Annotated in this window: 15 protein-coding genes and 1 pseudogene; 7 read left to right on the top strand and 9 right to left on the bottom strand. The window is 65.5% G+C overall.

All coding sequences use genetic code 11. The annotated features are described in order from the left end of the window. The first annotated feature begins 531 nt into the window (after positions 1 to 531). From V5P93_RS11375 to V5P93_RS11365, 3 genes are read left to right on the top strand one after another with little or no spacing between them, the layout of a single operon-like run. The gene (locus V5P93_RS11375) at positions 532 to 1,158 is read left to right on the top strand and encodes a hypothetical protein (protein ID WP_104482788.1); all 627 of its coding nucleotides are present in this window, start codon (positions 532 to 534) and stop codon (positions 1,156 to 1,158) included. Continuing rightward, positions 1,155 to 1,949 (top strand): hypothetical protein, encoded by a 795-nt coding sequence (locus V5P93_RS11370; protein WP_104482787.1) that lies wholly within the window; start codon positions 1,155 to 1,157, stop codon positions 1,947 to 1,949. The genes V5P93_RS11375 and V5P93_RS11370 overlap by 4 nt, the downstream gene beginning before the upstream one ends. 44 nt (positions 1,950 to 1,993) lie before the next feature. Beyond that, positions 1,994 to 2,551: a response regulator gene (locus tag V5P93_RS11365; RefSeq protein ID WP_146108327.1), complete on the top strand. Its 558-nt coding sequence runs from the start codon at positions 1,994 to 1,996 to the stop codon at positions 2,549 to 2,551. Positions 2,552 to 3,637: 1,086 nt separating this feature from the next. On the opposite strand, the gene V5P93_RS11360 is transcribed toward V5P93_RS11365, so the two are convergent. Next, on the bottom strand, positions 3,638 to 4,126 hold the full coding sequence (locus tag V5P93_RS11360) for a tyrosine-type recombinase/integrase (protein WP_245931698.1): 489 nt from the start codon (positions 4,124 to 4,126) through the stop codon (positions 3,638 to 3,640). A gap of 191 nt (positions 4,127 to 4,317) precedes the next feature. On the opposite strand from V5P93_RS11360, the gene V5P93_RS11355 reads away from it, so the two are divergent. Together V5P93_RS11355 and V5P93_RS11350 are read left to right on the top strand one after the other, a co-directional pair. Further along, positions 4,318 to 4,620, top strand: coding sequence for a transposase (locus V5P93_RS11355; protein WP_104482784.1), 303 nt, complete (start codon positions 4,318 to 4,320; stop codon positions 4,618 to 4,620). A 92-nt stretch (positions 4,621 to 4,712) separates the two neighbouring features. Next, positions 4,713 to 5,273, top strand: a pseudogene (locus V5P93_RS11350) (IS3 family transposase); the annotation flags it as partial. Here the strand turns inward: V5P93_RS11350 and V5P93_RS11345 are convergent. Continuing rightward, a complete protein-coding gene (locus tag V5P93_RS11345) occupies positions 5,221 to 6,420 on the bottom strand; it encodes an IS30 family transposase (protein ID WP_104482782.1) in 1,200 nt (399 codons plus the stop codon). The pseudogene V5P93_RS11350 and the gene V5P93_RS11345 overlap by 53 nt on opposite strands. 227 nt (positions 6,421 to 6,647) lie before the next feature. Here V5P93_RS11345 and V5P93_RS11340 point away from each other — a divergent pair, with 227 nt between their 5' ends. Next, positions 6,648 to 6,959, top strand: a complete 312-nt coding sequence (locus tag V5P93_RS11340; protein WP_181043874.1) for an integrase core domain-containing protein — start codon at positions 6,648 to 6,650, stop codon at positions 6,957 to 6,959. Between the two features lie 630 nt (positions 6,960 to 7,589). On the opposite strand, the gene V5P93_RS11335 is transcribed toward V5P93_RS11340, so the two are convergent. The 7 genes from V5P93_RS11335 to V5P93_RS11305 form a co-directional block, all read right to left on the bottom strand. Continuing rightward, entirely contained in the window at positions 7,590 to 8,759 is a 1,170-nt protein-coding gene (locus V5P93_RS11335) for an IS4 family transposase (protein WP_374065849.1), read from the bottom strand. 45 nt (positions 8,760 to 8,804) lie between these two features. Further along, positions 8,805 to 9,623 carry a DUF6461 domain-containing protein gene (locus V5P93_RS11330; RefSeq protein WP_219824215.1) on the bottom strand — a complete coding sequence of 273 codons (819 nt, stop codon included), beginning with the start codon at positions 9,621 to 9,623 and terminating at the stop codon, positions 8,805 to 8,807. 54 nt (positions 9,624 to 9,677) lie between these two features. Then, positions 9,678 to 10,013, bottom strand: coding sequence for a hypothetical protein (locus V5P93_RS11325; RefSeq protein WP_104483630.1), 336 nt, complete (start codon positions 10,011 to 10,013; stop codon positions 9,678 to 9,680). Between the two features lie 751 nt (positions 10,014 to 10,764). Then, complete coding sequence (locus V5P93_RS11320) at positions 10,765 to 11,307, bottom strand: hypothetical protein (RefSeq protein WP_104483631.1); 543 nt, start codon at positions 11,305 to 11,307, stop codon at positions 10,765 to 10,767. 54 nt (positions 11,308 to 11,361) lie between these two features. Beyond that, positions 11,362 to 12,498 (bottom strand): hypothetical protein, encoded by a 1,137-nt coding sequence (locus tag V5P93_RS11315; protein WP_104483632.1) that lies wholly within the window; start codon positions 12,496 to 12,498, stop codon positions 11,362 to 11,364. 8 nt (positions 12,499 to 12,506) lie between these two features. Continuing rightward, positions 12,507 to 12,839 carry a type VII secretion target gene (locus V5P93_RS11310; protein ID WP_104483633.1) on the bottom strand — a complete coding sequence of 111 codons (333 nt, stop codon included), beginning with the start codon at positions 12,837 to 12,839 and terminating at the stop codon, positions 12,507 to 12,509. 2 nt (positions 12,840 to 12,841) lie between these two features. After that, entirely contained in the window at positions 12,842 to 13,321 is a 480-nt protein-coding gene (locus V5P93_RS11305; protein WP_104483634.1) for a YbaB/EbfC family nucleoid-associated protein, read from the bottom strand. A gap of 1,354 nt (positions 13,322 to 14,675) precedes the next feature. On the opposite strand from V5P93_RS11305, the gene V5P93_RS11300 reads away from it, so the two are divergent. Then, positions 14,676 to 17,822, top strand: coding sequence for a LamG-like jellyroll fold domain-containing protein (locus V5P93_RS11300; protein ID WP_374065846.1), 3,147 nt, complete (start codon positions 14,676 to 14,678; stop codon positions 17,820 to 17,822). The last annotated feature ends 25 nt before the right edge of the window (positions 17,823 to 17,847 follow it).

The raw sequence follows: 17,847 nt of genomic DNA, 5'->3' as shown, positions 1-17,847 counted from the left end.
AGCGCCATCCACCCGGTCCTGGCAACGAACACGAACCTGTCGGGAGAACCGCCTCGGAACAGGCGATTCACCCGCGTCGGCTAACTTGAGTTTTAACCTGTTCGGCGGGGTCGTGGGTTGCTGGGCTTCTCTTTCTTGTTGGTGCTGGTGAGGGTGTGGACGTCATAGCGCGGGGTGGGGTGCTAGTTGGGGATCCCGGGTGGGCGGCCGGGGCCTGGTCGGCAGGGTTTCGGGACACGTGCAGAGCAGGTGGTGTGTGGGCGGAGATTCCGAAACCCTCTGCGGACTCGGGCTGGGGAGAGCCGGTCGGGTGGGTGGGTTCACCCTGGGACTGCCGCAGATCGGTCGCGAGGCCACGAGCGACGCGGAGTTGGGCGTAGACGGCCAGCAGGAGCCGGGTCCACCGGTCGCCCTGTTCGGGTGTGCGAAGTCTCCGGGGTGATCCGAGCACGAACGGCACCGAGGCGTAACATGTACGACTCACTGGCCGATCACCCCGGAAACACCCGCCCACAGCCGGGAGCCCGAAGAGTGATCGTCCAGTGGTGCGTCAAAGGCCTCCACCTCCCGTCCGACGCAACCGCGACGGCCATCGTCAACACCGGTCAGGGTCTGCTGTGCAACTGGTGGCGCCGCGTCGGGACGATCACCCCGGCCGGGATCCGGACCCGTCTGACCGAGGACGACCTGGAGCGGCACGTCAATCACTTCGACGCCACCGACTCCGGCACCGGTGAGACTTACGGGGCGAACAGTCCGTTCATCTCGCTGTCGGCGGGCGTGGTCGAACGGGACGCCATCGCGAAGACCAATATCGCGCACCGGGCCCGCCGGACCGCGTTCCACTTCGGCACCGGTTTCGGCGCCGTCGACCACGCCTACCTGTTCACCTGCTGGGTGCTGCTGGCCCCGCGGCGCGCGGTCGAGATCGAAGGCGTCGCCGAGGAGGTGCGTGACCTGAACACCTACCGGCGGTTCTCCCCTTGGCAGACCGAAGGCGAGATCACCGCGAAGGTCAGCGTCCCGGACAACCAGATCCGGTCCTGCGAGCGGCTGGAGTTCTCTGACCGCGGTCGGCTCCGCGTCGCGTGGCGGTTGGACAACCCCCGGTTCACCAGCCCGGAACGGCTGTCCAACGTACGTGGACTGATCTCGTGAACGAGGAGGACTTGGCGGACTTCGGCCTGTCCAGGGAGGTGGTCCTCCGAACGGCGAGGTTCCACCGGCGATACGCGGACGCCGTGGCGGCCGAGCAGGCCGAAGACGAGTACCTGCGTGTGGCCGAGGCCGCGACGGCCTACCGTGAAGCCGCGCAGTGGGAACTGCTCAACGCGCCCGCGCGCGCCGTCGATCCGATGTGGCGAGCCGGATCGCTGTACGCGCGAATCGGCCACGCCTACGGGGACTACCTGAGCGCAGTCGCATCTGGAGAACGGATGGACAGCGCGGTGAGACGGCCGATCGCCGGCAATGACGACGTCGAGTACGACGTGGTACGGATCCGGAATCCGCAGCAATCGGCTTACCAGTGGCTGATCGACGCCGCGCAGAGCCGGTCTTACACCCGGCAGAACCCGGATGGCCCACACCTGGAAGAACAGGTTGCGCTCGTCGGCGCGCTGGGAATCCCCGTCCGCCGGTACTGGCAGCTCGCCCAAGCCCTTCACGGCTCCTGGGAAACCGCCGCGCGCACCGTCGCAGAGGCGCTGACCGCCACCGCACGGCGCTACTCGGAGGTGATGGAACTGGCGAGTACCAACGAGTACCTGTGGCGCAACGGAGCCGCGCCGGTGGACATCGGTGATCTCGACCTGGCCGGGATGGCCACGCTGACCGCCCGCCGGTTCGGTGCCGAGCAAGTGCGGGCGGCGGTGCTGCGAGCGGGCGAGGTGCCGTACCGGGGTCTGCTCATCATCGAAGCGGGCTTCGAGCTCGCCGAACTGGCCTGAGGGAGACGTCGGCGGTGGATGTGACCGTACTGGTTGTCGTGGTCGTGGCAGCGGTCGTGATCGGCGGGCTCGGGCTGGCGCTGGTGCGAGCACATGCTCGGGGCTCGGACGTGCTCGCGGAGCTCTCGGTGGCCGACTGGTTCAGCCTGAAGGTCAATTTGACGGCGGCGGAGGCGGCGCGGGCCACAACGGCCGTCGAAGCAGCCGCGAGCGAGCGCGGGACCGAGCCGGAGCGGCGGGAGATCGCGCCCCGGGCACAAACCCCGGCTCGGGTGCTGTGGGTGGATGACAACCCGGACAACAACGTCCACGAGACGATCGCGCTGGAACGGCTGGGCCGGTTCGTGGTCAAGGCGACCAACAGCAGGGCGGCACTCGACTACCTCAAGGAACTCGATATCGCGCTTGTCATCACCGACCTGCATCGTGGAGACGACTCCGACGCCGGGCGCGACCTGGCAGCGAGACTGGCAGGACGACTACCGGTAGTGGTGTACACGGGAGACGCGGGAACCGCCGGGGTCGTACCCGGGGCAAGTGCCGTCGTCGACCAGCCGTGGGACCTTGTCGACGCGGTGCAACGGCTTCTCGCGCGAACCTGAGGAAAGCGCTCAGCGCGGGAACCGCCGATGGCGAGTAGCCAGACCAGCTCCAAAGCCAACACCAGCCGCAGGAGCAGGAAGTGCCAGGTCGGTGAACGGGTTATCGGCGAAGGCGATAACCGCGGCGGCTGTGGTGTGCAGGCCAACTCGCCCAGTTGGGTGGTCGCCGGATAGAAGCGGGCGTACAGGCTCGGTAAAGGTGGTGCGGGCCTCAGTGGTGATGGAGAGTGCGGTGGCGAGGGTCGCCCGCCAAGGGGTTCGCCGACGATGAACCGACGAGGTCCCACGCTGCTGCAGCACCGCCTTGAGCCAGGTCAGGCACGACGATGCCAGCAGCGGTGGGTGGCGGTATTGCCGCCGCCTGCGAGCAGGCTGTTCGCAGTGTTGGTCGAGGAGCCGCAACCGGTTAGAGATGGCACCGCGAGCGCGGCGGTAAGCGTTCCACCGAGCCGCGGGCGACGCAGGGGCAGTGAAATGGACCCTGTGCGGCAGGTGTCGGGCAGGGGGAGCCGCCTGCCTCGCACCGCCACCGACTTCACCGCGTCGACCACAGCGCGCTCGCAGTGAACACCGTCGCCGACAGCGAGCCCGTAACGGATGGCTCCGGCACGAATTCCACGTGCGGACAACGGAACCTAGGGAGACACACGACCCGTCACCGAGGGCGACTCGATATCACCATCAACCCCTCGCGCCTCCACAACCGACGACTGACCCGCCAGCGCGCGCCCCCACCAGGCGAGTAGGAAGTGCGCATCCCGCACAAACCAGCCCCAGGGCTTGGACGCACTAGAGCCGGAGCGGAACCGGAGACTTGTGCCTACTTGACCGATCGTCAAGTGCGTTCAACCTGCGTGAACCACTCCCCCACACGCAGCGGATTCTCTGTCTCCGCTGGTCAGGGCCACGTTTGGCCGCCACTGGGGGTCAAGGGGTCGCAGGTTCGAATCCTGTCAGCCCGACGGTCGAAGCAACGCCCCTCACCAGCGAGTTTTCGCAGGTGAGGGGCGTTTTTCTTGCCCCTGGTGTTGATCATGCATTGATCCACTTCAGACGGTCTTGGGGACCATTTGGGGACCACATCACCTAGACCACCCGCAGCCGAGGCGTCCGGGGCGCGTGCAGGTGCGCCGAGAGCAGGTCGCCCGCGTTCGTGATCGACTGCTTGTCCGGGTGGATGTACCGCTGCGTTGTGGTCGGCGACCCATGCCCCGCGATCACCCGCAGGACATGCACCGGAACACCAGCATCGGCCAACCACGTGATCCCCGTGTGGCGCAGATCATGCCGACGCAGATGCTCATAACCCAGTTCACCCACCACCTCATCCCAATGCGTCGCATCCCGCAGCACAGCAGTCGTGATCCGACCGCCCCGCGGCCCCGTGAACAACCGCGCCTCCGGATCACGGTCCAACTCCGAAATCCGCCGCTCGATCATGTCCCGAATCTCGACAATGATCGGCACATCCCGCGCCCGCTTGCTCTTGGTCCCCTTGTCCGCCAACCCACCAGGCCCAGGAGTCGTCTGCCGCCGCACATTCCAGATCCACGACTTGGTATCGATGTCCTTCACCCGACACCCCGACGCCTCACCGATACGCGCCGCAGTGCAGCCCATGAACTTGATGACGTCGCCCCAACCACCGAACTCACCGGCCGACTCGCCACCAACCCATCCGCAAGCCGCGTCAAGGCATCCCAACTAACGACCTCTGGAGTGCCATGGATTTCTCGGACATCAGACCCAAGTAGAATGGGTCCTGGATGATCGGAGATGTCATGGGTCAACGTCGTCGTCGTTTCTCGCCGGAGTTCAAGGACGAGGCCGTGAAATTGGTCGAGTCCGGCGTATCGGTCGCGGAGGCGGCCCGCCAGTTGGGCCTGATCGAGCAAACCCTGCGAAATTGGGTGGAGACGCACCGAAAGAAGAACCCGACCACGGCCACCCCGTTGAGTGTGGACGAGCGCGCGCGGTTGCGGGAACTGGAACGCGAGAACCATGAACTTCGCATGAAGAACGAGTTCCTGGGAAAAGCCGCGGCCTTCTTCGCCCGCGACTATCGGTGAGCGAGATCTACGAGTTCATCGACGGCGAAAAAGGCAGCTACCCGGTAGCATCGATGTGCGCGTGGATGGGCGTGTCCTGATCGGGTTTCCACGACTGGCGCGCGCGGCCGGTATCGTTCACCGTGGAGCGCCGGGAATCACTCAAAAAGCGGATCGCGATGATATTCACCGAATCCCGACGCACCTACGGGTACCGGCGGGTGCACGCCGCGTTGGCGCGCCGAGGCGACAGGTGCGGGGCCGAACTCGTGCGGATGATGATGCGTGAGCTGGGCTTGGCCCCGGTCGGGCGGCGACGTCGACCGGTCACGACGGTTCCGGCACCCGATGCCCACGCCACGCCGGATCTCGTCCGTCGCGATTTCACCGCGGACCGCCCAGGACACAAACTGGTCGGCGACATCACCTATATCCCCACCGGACAAGGGTGGCTCTACCTGGCCACCGTGATCGACTGCGCGACCCGGAAAATCATCGGCTGGTCCTGCGCAGACCATCTGAAAACCAGCCTCGTCCGTGACGCGATCACCATGGCCGCCACCCGCACCACGCTCGCCCTCGACGCCATCTTCCATTCCGACCGCGGCACCCAGGGTGGATTCAACCGGTCGTCGCAACACCGTCCTGTTGTGTGGAGAGTAACAGTTGGTTGAGTGCTTCGGTCGGCGTCTTCCAATTGAGTGTCTTGCGAGGTCGGCTGTTCAGTACGGCGGCGATAGCGGTGAGTTCGTTGAGGCTCCATCGGGCCAGGTCTGTTCCTTTGGGAAAGTATTGACGGAGCAAGCCATTCGTGTTCTCGTTGGTTCCGCGCTGCCATGGGCTGTGCGGGTCGGCGAAGTAGACCTCGACGCCGGTGTCGAGGCGCAGGGTGGCGTGCTGAGCCATTTCTTTTCCCCGATCCCAGGTCAGGGATCGCCGCAATCGCGCGGGCAGCGTGGTGATCGTCGAAGTGATGGCGTCTCGGACGGCCGCGGCTCCGTGTCCGGCCAGGGCCGGGCCGTTCTTCACTCTCGGCTCGGTTCCGTAACCTTCCATGCGGGGTAGGTGCAGCAACATCGTGTAACGAGTGGAGCGCTCCACGAGGGTGCCGATCGCGGACTTGTCCAGACCGATGATCAAATCTCCCTCCCAATGCCCGGGGACGGCACGGTCCTCGGCTTCCGCGGGCCGCCGGCTGATCATCACCTCGGGGGTGACCATGCCGTCGTGACGCCGCCGAGCACGAGCGCGGGGCACTCGCAATGCGCGACCGGTTCGCAGGCAGGCAACCAGCTCCCGTTCCAAGGCGCCACGACCATGGATGTAGAGCGCCTGGTAAATCGCTTCATGACTGATTCTCATGGATTCGTCATTCGGGAAATCGACCATCAACCGGCGAGAGATCTGTTCCGGGCTCCACGCCAACGCCCATCGGCGGTCTTGCCGCTGCGGCTTGTTCCTTCCCTTCCACGGCGCGGTCGCGGGTCCGGGAACCGGCGTTCCGTCCGCGCGGCGAACGCGCCCCGCCAGCCGTTCCTGAACATATGCGCGTAGTTGCTCGTTCACCACCAGCCTGGACGCCTTCGGGCGTCGGGCTTGCCGGTCGGCATGCCACTGCGCAACCGAGGCTCGATAGTCCAGCGCGCCACCACGGGTGGCCGCGTTGCGTCGCAGTTCCCGTGAGATCGTCGATGCAGAACGGCCGATCCGTCGAGCGATCTCCCGGACGCCAAGTTCCCGCACTCGCAACAGCGCGATCTCTTCACGTTCGGCGAACGACAGAAATCTGCCCGAGGGCGGGGCCAGGCTGATCGACGGCATACCACCACCTTCCCGGAACCACCGCGTCCCCAACGGCATCGACACGCCACACGCGACCGCCGCATCCTCACTGGACAGTCCACCAGCGATCAACCCCCAGAAACGACGTCGATCCTCATCACGATTGACCGGCGGCCGCCCCGGAGACATCAACGGCGGACGACCCGCCGCGATCGCCGCCCGCGCTCTCCCTTGTGCCACAACACCACTCCTCCACGATCAAAGTGTTGCGACGACCGGTTGAATCCACCCAGTACACTTCCGCCGAGTTCCGCGAACATCTCGACGAGCACAACATCACACCATCACTCGGACGCACAGGCGTCTGCTGGGACAACGCACTCGCGGAATCATTTTTCGCCACCCTCAAAAACGAACTCGTTCACCACACCACCTATCACACCCACACGCAAGCCCGCCACGAAATAGCCGCCTATATCGAACTCTTCTACAACCACACCCGACTCCACTCCACCCTCGGCTACATCACCCCCAACGAAGCCGAAAACCTCTACCACACAACACCATCAGCAGCCTGAAACCCCACTAACCACTGTCCGAGAAACCCATGGCAGACCACCTCGTGCATGGTTGGGTCGCTAGGCAGAACAGGCGCGGGACGCGGGGGGACGCCGTCCTCGATCAGCTAGGTCTGGCGGGTGTGGCGTAGGTCATGGAAGTGCATCCCGACCTGTAGTGGCGCCCAGCCGAGTTAGGGGGTCGGCTTGAAGCCTGCTCCGACTCCCCGAAGGTCAATGGGCCTCACTACCTCGGCAGCTGCCAGCGCGCTGGGAGGAAGATTGGGTGGCAGGCACGCGAGCAGGACCGCAGGCGCACCTTGCCCGGGCGTCACATCAATCCCACCAACCGACGATAGTCACCACCCACCGCCCCGATCGCGTGTACAACCGCTGCCGCGTTCTCCCCGCCTAGCCGCAATGCCGGTCGGTTAGGTGGTTTCGGCTGGTCGGCGGCGGTGTCGGGTCTTGCTGGGCGGGGTGAGGGTGATGTTCGAGTGGGGTGGTCGGCTGTTTCGGAGTTGTTGTCGGTGTCGTGCGCGTTTGACCGGGAAGTTGCTCATTTTCCGTTTGATCACCCGCGGGTAGCTCCGGTGGCGGCGTTCCGGGTTGATCTCGCTGCCGACCTCGATCAGCAACATCCGATAGTGGTCATCGCTGTGCGTGAGGGGGGAAAGATCCCGGCGCCCAGATACGGGACCGGATGACGCGTACCGTGTTTTTGTGTGAGATCCGATCAGGATCGAGCTTCGCGTGATCGGCGGCGTCGACCTGCACACACATCGTGGCGTAGTGCACCGCCAGATGCGCCCAGAACTCCTGCCGTACCCCGTCGGGCGATTTCGACCGGAAGATCTTCTCGGTATTGAGTTGGACACTCTTGATCTGTTTGAGGAAGCCCTCGATGTCCCACCGTTCGTGATAGAGCGCGGCCAGTTCCTTCGCGGGCGCCAGAAGCGGGTCCAGGATCGTGGTCACCAACCGATACACCTCCTCCGTCCACGGCAATCGGTACTCGATCAGCCGTAGCCGGAAAGATGGTTGGCCCGAACTCCTCGGCGGGGTGATCTCGGCGATACAGGAACCGTCCGATAGTCTCTCCACCGGCCGTGGGGCGAGGTTCGCGGTCACTCTCCACAGCAGGTCGGCGCCGGTATCCACGGCCTTGGCCCAGCGACGGGACGAGTAGATGTGCCGGTCGGCCAACACCAGCATACCCGGCCGCAATGAAGAGAACATCTCCTCGATCAACATCGTTTCCGCGGCGGCATAGCCATCCATCCGGGCATCGAATACCGCGTGGGTTCCCAACTCGACCACACACGCCGCTTGAATCTGAGGATACGCCGTCATTCCCTCGCCGCGCCCTGAACCGGGTCGCCCGAACTCGCGATCGTTCTCCTCGGTATCCGGCACCGTGAACGTCGTCCCGTCAACCGCCGTCAACAACCAATCCCCATACCACGCGCCTATCGTCTCCCGGCACGCTCTCGGTCGTATCACCGCCCGCACCGCGGTCTCCATCGGCTCCGAACCCAGACGACGACGAGCATCACCGATCGAACCGGTCGTCGGTACCCGATAGCCCTGCCCTCCACGACCGAACGCCGACATGAGAATCTTCATCGTCGACCGGTACGACTCATTCGGGAAAAGACACAAAGCAAGCGTGAAATAGAAGACCAACCGAGCAGGCAATGCGCGGGTCCGCTGTTCCCGACGCCAATACTGGTCAATGACCCGATCGACCAACTCCACCGGAAACATCCGAGTCAGCACACCAACCGCAGCCCGGTCGGCCAGACCGCCGCCCTCGCGCACACCCAACCCAAGATCCACCACCGCAGGCTACAGCCCCGCCATGACCTAACCGACCGGCATTGCGCCTAGCCGCGCCGCTGCTGCCGCGACCGCCCGGGCCATCCCCATCCCCTCGGCCCGCCCACCGACCACCGCCGCGTCCCGCGCCAGTTCTCTGGCGTGCAAAGACAGCACATACTGGACGGCATCATCCTGTTGCAGGGTGAGTGATCGTGCTACGAGCCCGTGTCGCAGCACGCCGGTGTCCGAGCACGCCGCCCGGACCGCACGTTGGACGAACTCCGCATCCGGCCGGATATCCGCGTACGCCGCCAACAACGAGTCCGGATCACCAAGCCGGAACACCTCGTGCGACACCAGCAACGCCGCCTGGCGCCGTCGCGCCAACCAGTCGGCCGTGACCTCGGCGCCGATGGCTCTGCCGACCATCGTCAACGCGGACTCCCGACCGTCGTCCACGAAGTCCAGGCCCGGTCGATACCGGTCCAAGCTTGCTTGGTCGACTCCGCGCGTGTCTGGGAATTCCCCGAACTCGAATGTCGTCAACTCGACTCCGTCGCGCCAGTGACTCACCCGACTCACGGCGGTCACGTTCCAATACGCGGTCAGCGCCTCGCCGCCGACGGACAACCGCCGCAACGTCTCAGGCCGTGCTCCCGTGAACCCGTTGTTCTCCAGCAGCATCGACCAAGTTCCCACCTCGGCGAACAACGCATAACCGAGATCACGCGGATAGGCCGCTTCCTGAGCTTCCCCTGCCTCGTCAAACGACATCTCGACACCATCAAGCGGAAATCCACCGTACCGATCCAGCGCGACACAAATTGGGACACCACTGACCACCGTGAGGCACAAGGGATCCATAGCCCACCCTAACCCACGTGGGGCTCGCCAAACACGAGCCCCACGCGTTCAACATCAGGGATACGTGAAACATCCAGTCTGCTTGTCCGGCGGCGGAGTCCCGTCGATCCGGACGTAGAACGGGTCGAACACGTCGAGAATCCGGTCGACCCCGTACCAGGTCTGGAACTCCCGTCCTGCGGCCTGGTTCTGGTCGGAGTTGACCGGGCAGGCCGAGAAGCGCCCCCGGTCCGGGTTTGGCTGCGCCGACGCCCCCTGCCAAGTCGCGGCGAACGGGAACTCGTCGCAGTCCCGGCCCTTGGCGGAGTAGGTCGGGTCGATCTTGCGGCACTCGGCCTTGGCCGCGTCCCGGTTTCGGTCATTCAGCCACTTGATCGTGGTCCGGTTCAACGGTCGCCGCCAGCGTCACGGACACGACAAGGACCGAGCTCCCGTCACCGCACCTGCTCGACATTCACCCGTCCTGACGCTCGCCAACACCACTCATCGGGAGAAGCGGACGTTCACAGCACGCGAAGCTAAGACCCGTCCGTACGACTGGTCCTGCCGAGCAGGTCAGCACCTACCCTCCGCCGCCTCCTGACACATCTGGCCGCGCCAGCGCGAAGCGCGCCTCCACAACCAATCTGCCAGCGCGAATCCGCAGGTCAGCCCCGTTCTCATCCTTTGGTACTCCCGCCAGGGAATCGAACACACACCGGAGCTGGAGCAGAACTGGAGAGTTGTGCCTACTTGACCGGCTATCAAGTGCGTTCAACCTGCGTGAACCACTCCCCCACACGCTGCGGATTCTACATTTCCTCAGGTCAGCGCCATGTTTGGCCGCCACTGAGGGCCAAGGAGACGCATCTCCCGCGAGGTCATGGGTCGCGCTTCCCAGCATGCTCGGTTCGAAGAACTATGACGTCTCGCTACCAGGCCACTCTGGCTCGTGCCACGTCAACGTTCCTCTGCGACTCCCACCCCAACCGGTCGGTCGTCGCTGGACTGGCAGCGCGTACACCGGGGCGATCTGGCTAGCTCCCCGGGCTGGCGCATGACCATCTCCATCCCGCCATTCGTGTGAACGATGAAGGGAGCATGCTCGCAACGACGATCGCTTTCGACTCCCGGGTTATGGATCGAGATCCCGCCGGAGGAATCATGTGGCACCAAGCGAGTTCTTGAGGATTCTGGATTCTTCGATGCTTAAGTGGTACCGCAACTCCGAGCCGTCGGACCAGGTGATGGTCCGGTTGGCGATCGACATTCGAGGCAGGGCTGGAGCAGTGGCCTGCCAGAGGACTTTCGCTGGTAAGGCTTCGCCAGGGGTGGTGTACGGGTCGCCCGTATCGACCAGGGCCAGGTGGGATTGGGAGAACGCGAGCCAAGGGGTGTGGGCAGTGCGGCAGGTGTCGGCAAATGTCACGCCAGCGGAGTTCTCCGTGCCGGTTATGCGGCCGGTTCTGGAAAAGATGTTCGCTGCACCACCACCGCCGATCGACAGGACTATGTTGACGACCGCGCCGATGGGAACGAGCAGGGTGTTTCGAAGGAAGCGGCGGACGAGACGTGTGCCCTTGACTGTGCCGTCGGTTCGTCGACCAGGAACCCGGTACTCGGGTGCCATCTCGCCGAGGAGAACCACTGTGGCCGTCTCGCGCCACTGGTTCTCCACAAGCTCCCGGACCTCTTTGCGGTACACCGGTATCGTTCGCTCCACGAGGTCTCAGCCTACAGCGATCGGGTGCGCGCGAACCTACATCTCAAGGTTGCGCCGCGTCTCCTCCACGTCGTGGTCGCCGCCGATGCCGCTCTCATTGAACGCGGGCCCGTCGGAGCGCAGCTCTTCGTAGGTCTCCTTGCCCACGCTCTTGGCGGCGCCGATGCCGCTCTTGATTCCCACCCCCGTTACCAACGGCGCGACGCCCGAGGCTGCACCGAACGCTGTGGTGAGCACCCGGCGGCTGGGAATGAAGACGTCGTGTTCGGCCACCTTGCCGACCACGGGGGTGCCGCGCTGGCCCTTCTCGACGAGCTTGCCGACGCGGAACTTCTCGGCAACCTTCTCGATCTTGCCCGCGTACTTCTGCAGGAACTTCATGAAGTCGTCGAGCAGCCTGCCGAAGACCCCCAGGTGTTTAGTGACCTTGGCGAAAACGCTTGCCGCCTTGGCGATCGAGGCGGTCATGGCGGCGGCGACGGAACCGCCCAGCGTGATGACCGAGGAGGCCAGCGCGGGGAGCCAGATGGTGATCAGCCAGGACACCAGCTCGGAGATGATGGCCTTGATGACCTCTTCGATGACCACCATGACCATGGACCACATTCGCAGGACCTCGGCGACCGAACCCGCGGTCGACCCTACGCCGCTGATGCCGGTGGCGAAGTCGGCCAACGCGGCACGAGCAGCATCACCCGCTTCGTCCTGCCAGTCAGCGAGGGCCGAGTCGCCCGTGACGATGAAGTCCTCGGAGAGAGCGGAGAAGCCCTGGGCGATCTCGACGAAGTTCTCCGCCGCATGGCCGATCGCCGGGCCGTCACCGGACACTTGGTGCAGGGCGTCCTGCAGCGGCTGGACCAGTTCGAGCAGCATGTCCAGGCCGTGGCTGACTAACCAGCCGATGGGGTCCATGGCAAAGAACGTGACGTCCACCGCGGCGCCTGAGACGAACTTGGCACCATCGGCGGCCAGTTGACCGGATGCGGCGGCGAGGTCGCCGAGGTCGTCGGCGGAGGTGAGTTGCTGGGCGTGCTCGGCGATCGACTTGCCCGCCTTCCACACGTTGCCCACCACGGGCGTCTTCTCTGCCGCGCGGTCGGCATTCGCGGCGAGGCTCTCGTCGTACTCGGTTACGTTGAGCGTCTCGGCGATGCTCTTCTTGGGACTAGTCACGGTGCTCCCTAGCGCGGGCCGTCGATGGCGACTTCGTGCGCGCCGAAGCGCATGACCGCGTCATCCTCGGTGCCCTGGTAGACAGCGGCGGTGTCGAGCAGTTTGTCCGACAGCGCCGTCACGCCTTCCTGCAGGTCCGCCAACAGCAATCGTAGGTCGGCGAGCTTGTCGGCATACGACTTCTTGGCCCACACGCCCATGACGCCCCACGCCTCGTTGTCCACGTCGGCGGCGTCGATGACCCTGCCGAAGTTGACCGCCTCGGTCTCGTAGTAGCCGAGCTGCCTCGCATAGGCGGTCAGAGCGGACGGATCGACGTTCGTGTGGTTCGGAGCAGTCATCGTCATCCTCGTGATCCGTAGATGGAATCGTGGCTGAAGTCGTCGTCGTCCGAGCGCGCCGCGCGAGGTTGTGACGGCTGGTACTGCGTAGCGGTTCCCGCACCGGCTGCCCACGCCTCGGCCTGTGCCTGGCGGACGTGCTCGGAGGTGTTGGCACCGAGCTCACCACCCACGGTCTCGTCGACGATCGCCACCTGCCGACGCACAGCCTCCGCGACCGCCTCGCGCAGGGTGGTCATGATCGCGGCGGCCAGCGTGGGCGCAGCCTGCCGAAGCGCGTCCGGGGTCAGCTGGATGTCCTTGACCGCACCGCCCGCGCCCGCCACGACCCGCACCGACCGATCGGGCGAGATCGCCACGACCTCCAACTCAGCGAGTTGCTCCTGCATCTGCCCGACGCCGCTGAACCTCGCCTCAGCTTGCCTGATCCGGGCCTGGAACCCCTCGAACTCAGCGGTGAGCCGTTCCAAATCGGCGGACACGATCAACTCCTCACTACTGTGGCTCTACTTGACCAGTAGCATGACAGGGTCGTGGTGACTCCATCGACCCGATGGATCGACGAACCCCTAGGCGTGGCAGTCCGCTCGCGGATAGTGGATAGCGGAAAGCGCATCTTCGATCTCGGTGCCGGTTAACCAGGGCGGTGTCGTGAACCGACCTTTACCACGCACCACTCAGAGTTGCCATCGAGCTATGACTTCAAGCGAGAACACCAAATCCGAGTCGCGGCTGCTCCAACCGAGGCACCCAGGGCGACCACGTGTTGGTCCACGGAGGCGCAGGAGCCACATCGGAGAGTTGCACCTACTCGACCGATCGACAACTGCGCACAACCTACGCAAATCGCTCTCCCACACGCAGCGGATTCTCTGTTTTCGCTGGTCGGGGCCATGTTCGACCGCCGCTGGGGGCCAAGGAGCCGCATCTTCCGCGGGGTTATGGGGTCATCTTCGCTGCTTTGCCACGTCTCGACTAGCAGAAGCACACTGACCAATGAGCCCACTCTACTCGCGGACGATCCTGGTAACACCACATCGCCCAGAGCGGTGGAGACGCCGGGGGCGCTCATCCACGCGGCACCACCTCTCATGGTGCGCTGCGCGCGAGTGGGCTGGCGGCGCAGACCATGCCGAGGGCCTGCTGCTCCTCCGCCCACTCGACCACCCGCGGCCACAGCTCCCCCCGGTCGGGTACCGCTTGGCGGAGGGCCGTCCTCCAATCCGTTGGAGTACGACGTCTGGCAACCGCACAAGATGCCTGGATCTGCACCCGAATGGCCGCTCGACGTTGTACAGCCTTCTGTGCGCTAGATACTTGATCATGGCCGGTCGGCGATGAGGTCGCGCTGCGGCAGCGCGGTGTGCGGATAGTGAACTTTGCCTCGGTGGATCGCGAACAGCGTGGAGTGGTCCGGAGTGGTCCACCACCCGGCGTGACGGGATCTTGTGGACGGTGGTGGCGGAAATCCGCTGGCCAGGCAGCGTGTCGCTAAGAAGGTTGCCTGATTGGGCCCACGATGTCCGACAAGACGGACAAAGTGGCAATGGTTGGTGATTTTCAAGATCTACGTACGATACGTTTTGACGATCTTTGAGGGTTCCTGGTAACCATCTGTTGTTGACACGACGTGTCCGGTGCGTCACCCGGGGTGCGCATTCAGGACTTGGTCCGGGGGAGTCACTTGATGGTGTCTGGTAGAGCGCTGCTGTGTGCGGCGCTGTCGTTATCCATAGTGGCGGTCGTGCCATCGATCGCCGAGGCGGCTGCCAAGCCCGGTACTCCCGAGTCCGCGGCCATCGCCGCGGCGGGGAGAGCGGGCGGCCGGTGGCGGTGGTGGAAGAGACCACTGAGACCGCGGAGGTGGTGGCCAACCCTGATGGAACGTTGACCAGGCGGGAAAGCCTGGAGCCGCAACGGGTCAGGCGGGAGGGCAAGTGGGTTCCGATCGATCTGTCGCTCGAGGTGCGAGCTGACGGGTCGGTGGGGCCGAAGGCGGCCGCGGTCGACGTGCGGCTGTCCCGCGGTGGAGCGGGTGATCGGCTCGCTGTCGCGGTCAGGGACGGCAAGGAGATCGGGATCGGTTGGGACGGCGCGCTTCCCGCGCCTCGTCTCAGTGGTGCGGTGGCCACCTATCCGGAGGTGTTGCCCGGTGTCGACTTGACGGTGCGGGTGACCGGCAAGGGGTTCAGCCAGCTGTTGGTGGTCAAGAACCGTGAGGCGGCTGCGGATTCCCGGCTCAAGGAGATCTCGTTCCCGCACCACACCCGCGGCGTGACGCCTCGGGCGACCGCCGAGGGGAAGATCGAGGTCGTCGACGAGCAAGGGGCGGTTGTCTTCGGGGGTGACGCCTCGCGCATGTGGGACTCGTCGGTGCGCGTCGCCGCCACGTCGGCGAGCAGGTCGGCGAGTTCGTTGTCCACCATGGGTTTCGAGGTCACTCCCGAGGCCACGGTGGTGCGGCCGGATCCGGGGTACCTGACCGCGCAGGAGCGGGTGTTTCCGGTGATGATCGACCCGGAGTACTGGTGGGCGGGGACAAAGCTCAACCACGCGGTGGTGCAGAGTGCGTGGCCGGATGAGCACAACTTCAACAAGACCAGCGGTGACCTCGGCGATTTGAAGGCGGGGTACCAGAACGGGTACATCTCGCGTTCGTACTTCGACTTCACCGTGGCCGCGATGCACGGGAAGGTGATCCACCGGGCGAAGGTGCGGCCGCGGGTGGTGCATTCGTGGGGTTGTGCGGGTGGTCCGACCGAGTTGTGGCACGCCTGGGGGGTGGGGTGGGACACCACCTGGAACCACCAGCCCGCGCTTGGTGCCAAGCAGGGGGACATCGGCAAGGCCAACAACGCCGCGTACTGCCCCAGTGACGGCGCCGCCGAGGTGCCTGTCGACGGCCCCGTGCGCGCGGCCGCCGCTGAGGGGTGGGCCACGGTGACGTTCATGCTGCGGGCCAAGAACGAGGCCAGGCAGGAGGATTGGCGGAAGTTCGCGCTGGACCCGGTGCTCGAGGTCGTCTACAACAGCTACCCGAGCCTGCCCGCGGAACTGGGTATGGAGGGTGGCCTGATCCCGTGCGTGACCGGTGGCACCCGGCCGTTCGTCGCGACCCCCACGCCCCGATTGCGGGGTAAGGTCTCGGATCCGGACAACGGGATGCTGAGCGTGCGGTACGCGCTGCACCGGGGACCGGTCGGCGACAGCCAACTCGTGTGGAACGCGACGCAGGACAACGTGCCGTCCGGATCGTTTTCAGAGGTCACGGTCCCCTCGGGTGTCATCGTCGACGGTGTCTATAACTGGTCCCTCTACGCCAATGACGGTGGACAGAGTTCCCGGTGGGTGGGCAACTGCGAGTTCGAGATCGATCGGGTGGCGCCAGGCGTGCCTGCCATCACGTCGACCGACTACCCGGGCGGCGGGCAGCAGACACCGGCGGGTGGGGTAGGCCAGACCGGTACGTTCACCGTGTCCGCGAACGGGACCGCCGACGCCGTCGCTTTCCTGTGGTCGGTCACCGATCAGCAGAACGACGACCCCCAGACTCGGATCGCCGCGGACGCGCCGGGTGGATCCGGGGTGTTCCGGTGGACGCCGACCGCCAGCGGCGCGTTGAACGTGTTCGTGCGCTCCGTCGACCGCGCGGGCAACCGGTCGCCGATCGTGCGCTACCCGGTGTACGTCAACGCCGGTGACCCGTTGACCGGGAGCCTGAACGGGCACTGGAAGCTCGACGGCAACCTGGTCGACTCCTCGACCGGCGGTCGTACTCTGGTCGCCGAGGGCGGCGCCACCACGACGGCGACCGGCTACCTCGGTCAGGCGGCCCCGGTGGGCAATGGGAAGTACCTGCACACCAACACCTCGGTGCTCGACACCGCGACCAGCTACTCGGTCTCGGCGTGGGCGCGGCTGGACCAGACCGGGAACTGGGCCGGTGTCGTAACCCAGGACGGCTCGCGCAACAGCGGTTTCCAACTGCAGGCCACGCCCGACGGCAAGTGGGCCATCGTGATGTTCAGCCGCGATCAGGACGGTGGCGGGCCGGTCCACGCCCGCGCGATCTCACCCGAGAACGCGCAGATCGGCGCGTGGACCCACCTGACCGGTGTCTACGACCACGGTGTGGGCGAGTTGCGGCTCTACGTCAACGGCGCCTTCGCCGTGAAGGTCACCTACACCAGCACCTGGTCGGCCTCCGGGCCGTTGCAAGTCGGCGCCTCACAGTGGGCGGGCAACCGCATCGAGACCTTCCCAGGCGCGATCGACGACGTCCGCGCGTACCAACGCGTCCTCGTGCCGAGCGAGGCGGCGGCGCTGGCCAACGAATCCGTGCTCCGGGCGCACTACCCCCTGAGCAAGGGTTCCGGTACCACTGCCACGGACCTCGTCACGAACAGCAACGCGACCCTGGCGGGCACCGCTACGTGGGCGCAGGTCGGCGGGGAGGACGCCGTCAAGTTCACCGGGCAACTCGGCGCCGGATACGGTGCCGTCGACGCTCCCCGGCCCACCCTGCGCACCGACCGCTCCTACACGGTCTCGGCGTTCGTGCGGCTCGACACCACCGAGTACGCGGCGTACGCGGCGGTGAGCCTGCGTGGCACGCGCAACTCGCCGTTCATGCTGGAATACCGGCCCGAGTTGAAGAAGTGGTCCCTGCAGGTCTCCCACAGCGAGACCCAGGACGGTGTCTGGTGGGCCCCCGCGAGCGATGTTGTGGAGTCGGGTAGGTGGGTGCACCTGACCGCGGTCTATGACCACGCGCGGCGCGAGGTCCGGATGTATGTCGATGGCGCGTTCGCGGGATTGACCGCGGGCGTCACGGGTTGGAACGGCGCGGGTGAGTTGATGATCGGTGGCGGCGTGTGGCGTGGCCAGGCCGTCGACCCGTTCCTCGGTGCCGTGCGGGGTGTGCGGGTCTACTCCGGCGCGCTTCCCGACGAGCTCATCGGCCAGCTGCCCGTCCAGAACTGAGTTTCCCCACATTGAAACGACCTTT

The organism is Actinokineospora auranticolor (assembly GCF_041897805.1).
In the GTDB taxonomy this organism is placed as follows: Bacteria; Actinomycetota; Actinomycetes; order Mycobacteriales; family Pseudonocardiaceae; genus Actinokineospora; species Actinokineospora auranticolor.
The sequence above is the reverse complement of the archived record's forward strand: the minus strand, read 5'-3'. Positions and strand labels throughout refer to the sequence as shown.

Excerpts from the sequence above, each read along its gene's own strand:
- V5P93_RS11355 (WP_104482784.1), top strand. The coding sequence starts at position 4,318 with ATGATCGGAGATGTCATGGGTCAACGTCGTCGTCGTTTCTCGCCGGAG.
- V5P93_RS11345 (WP_104482782.1), bottom strand. The coding sequence starts at position 6,420 with ATGCCGTCGATCAGCCTGGCCCCGCCCTCGGGCAGATTTCTGTCGTTC.
- V5P93_RS11310 (WP_104483633.1), bottom strand. The coding sequence starts at position 12,839 with ATGACTGCTCCGAACCACACGAACGTCGATCCGTCCGCTCTGACCGCC.
- V5P93_RS11330 (WP_219824215.1), bottom strand. The coding sequence starts at position 9,623 with ATGGATCCCTTGTGCCTCACGGTGGTCAGTGGTGTCCCAATTTGTGTC.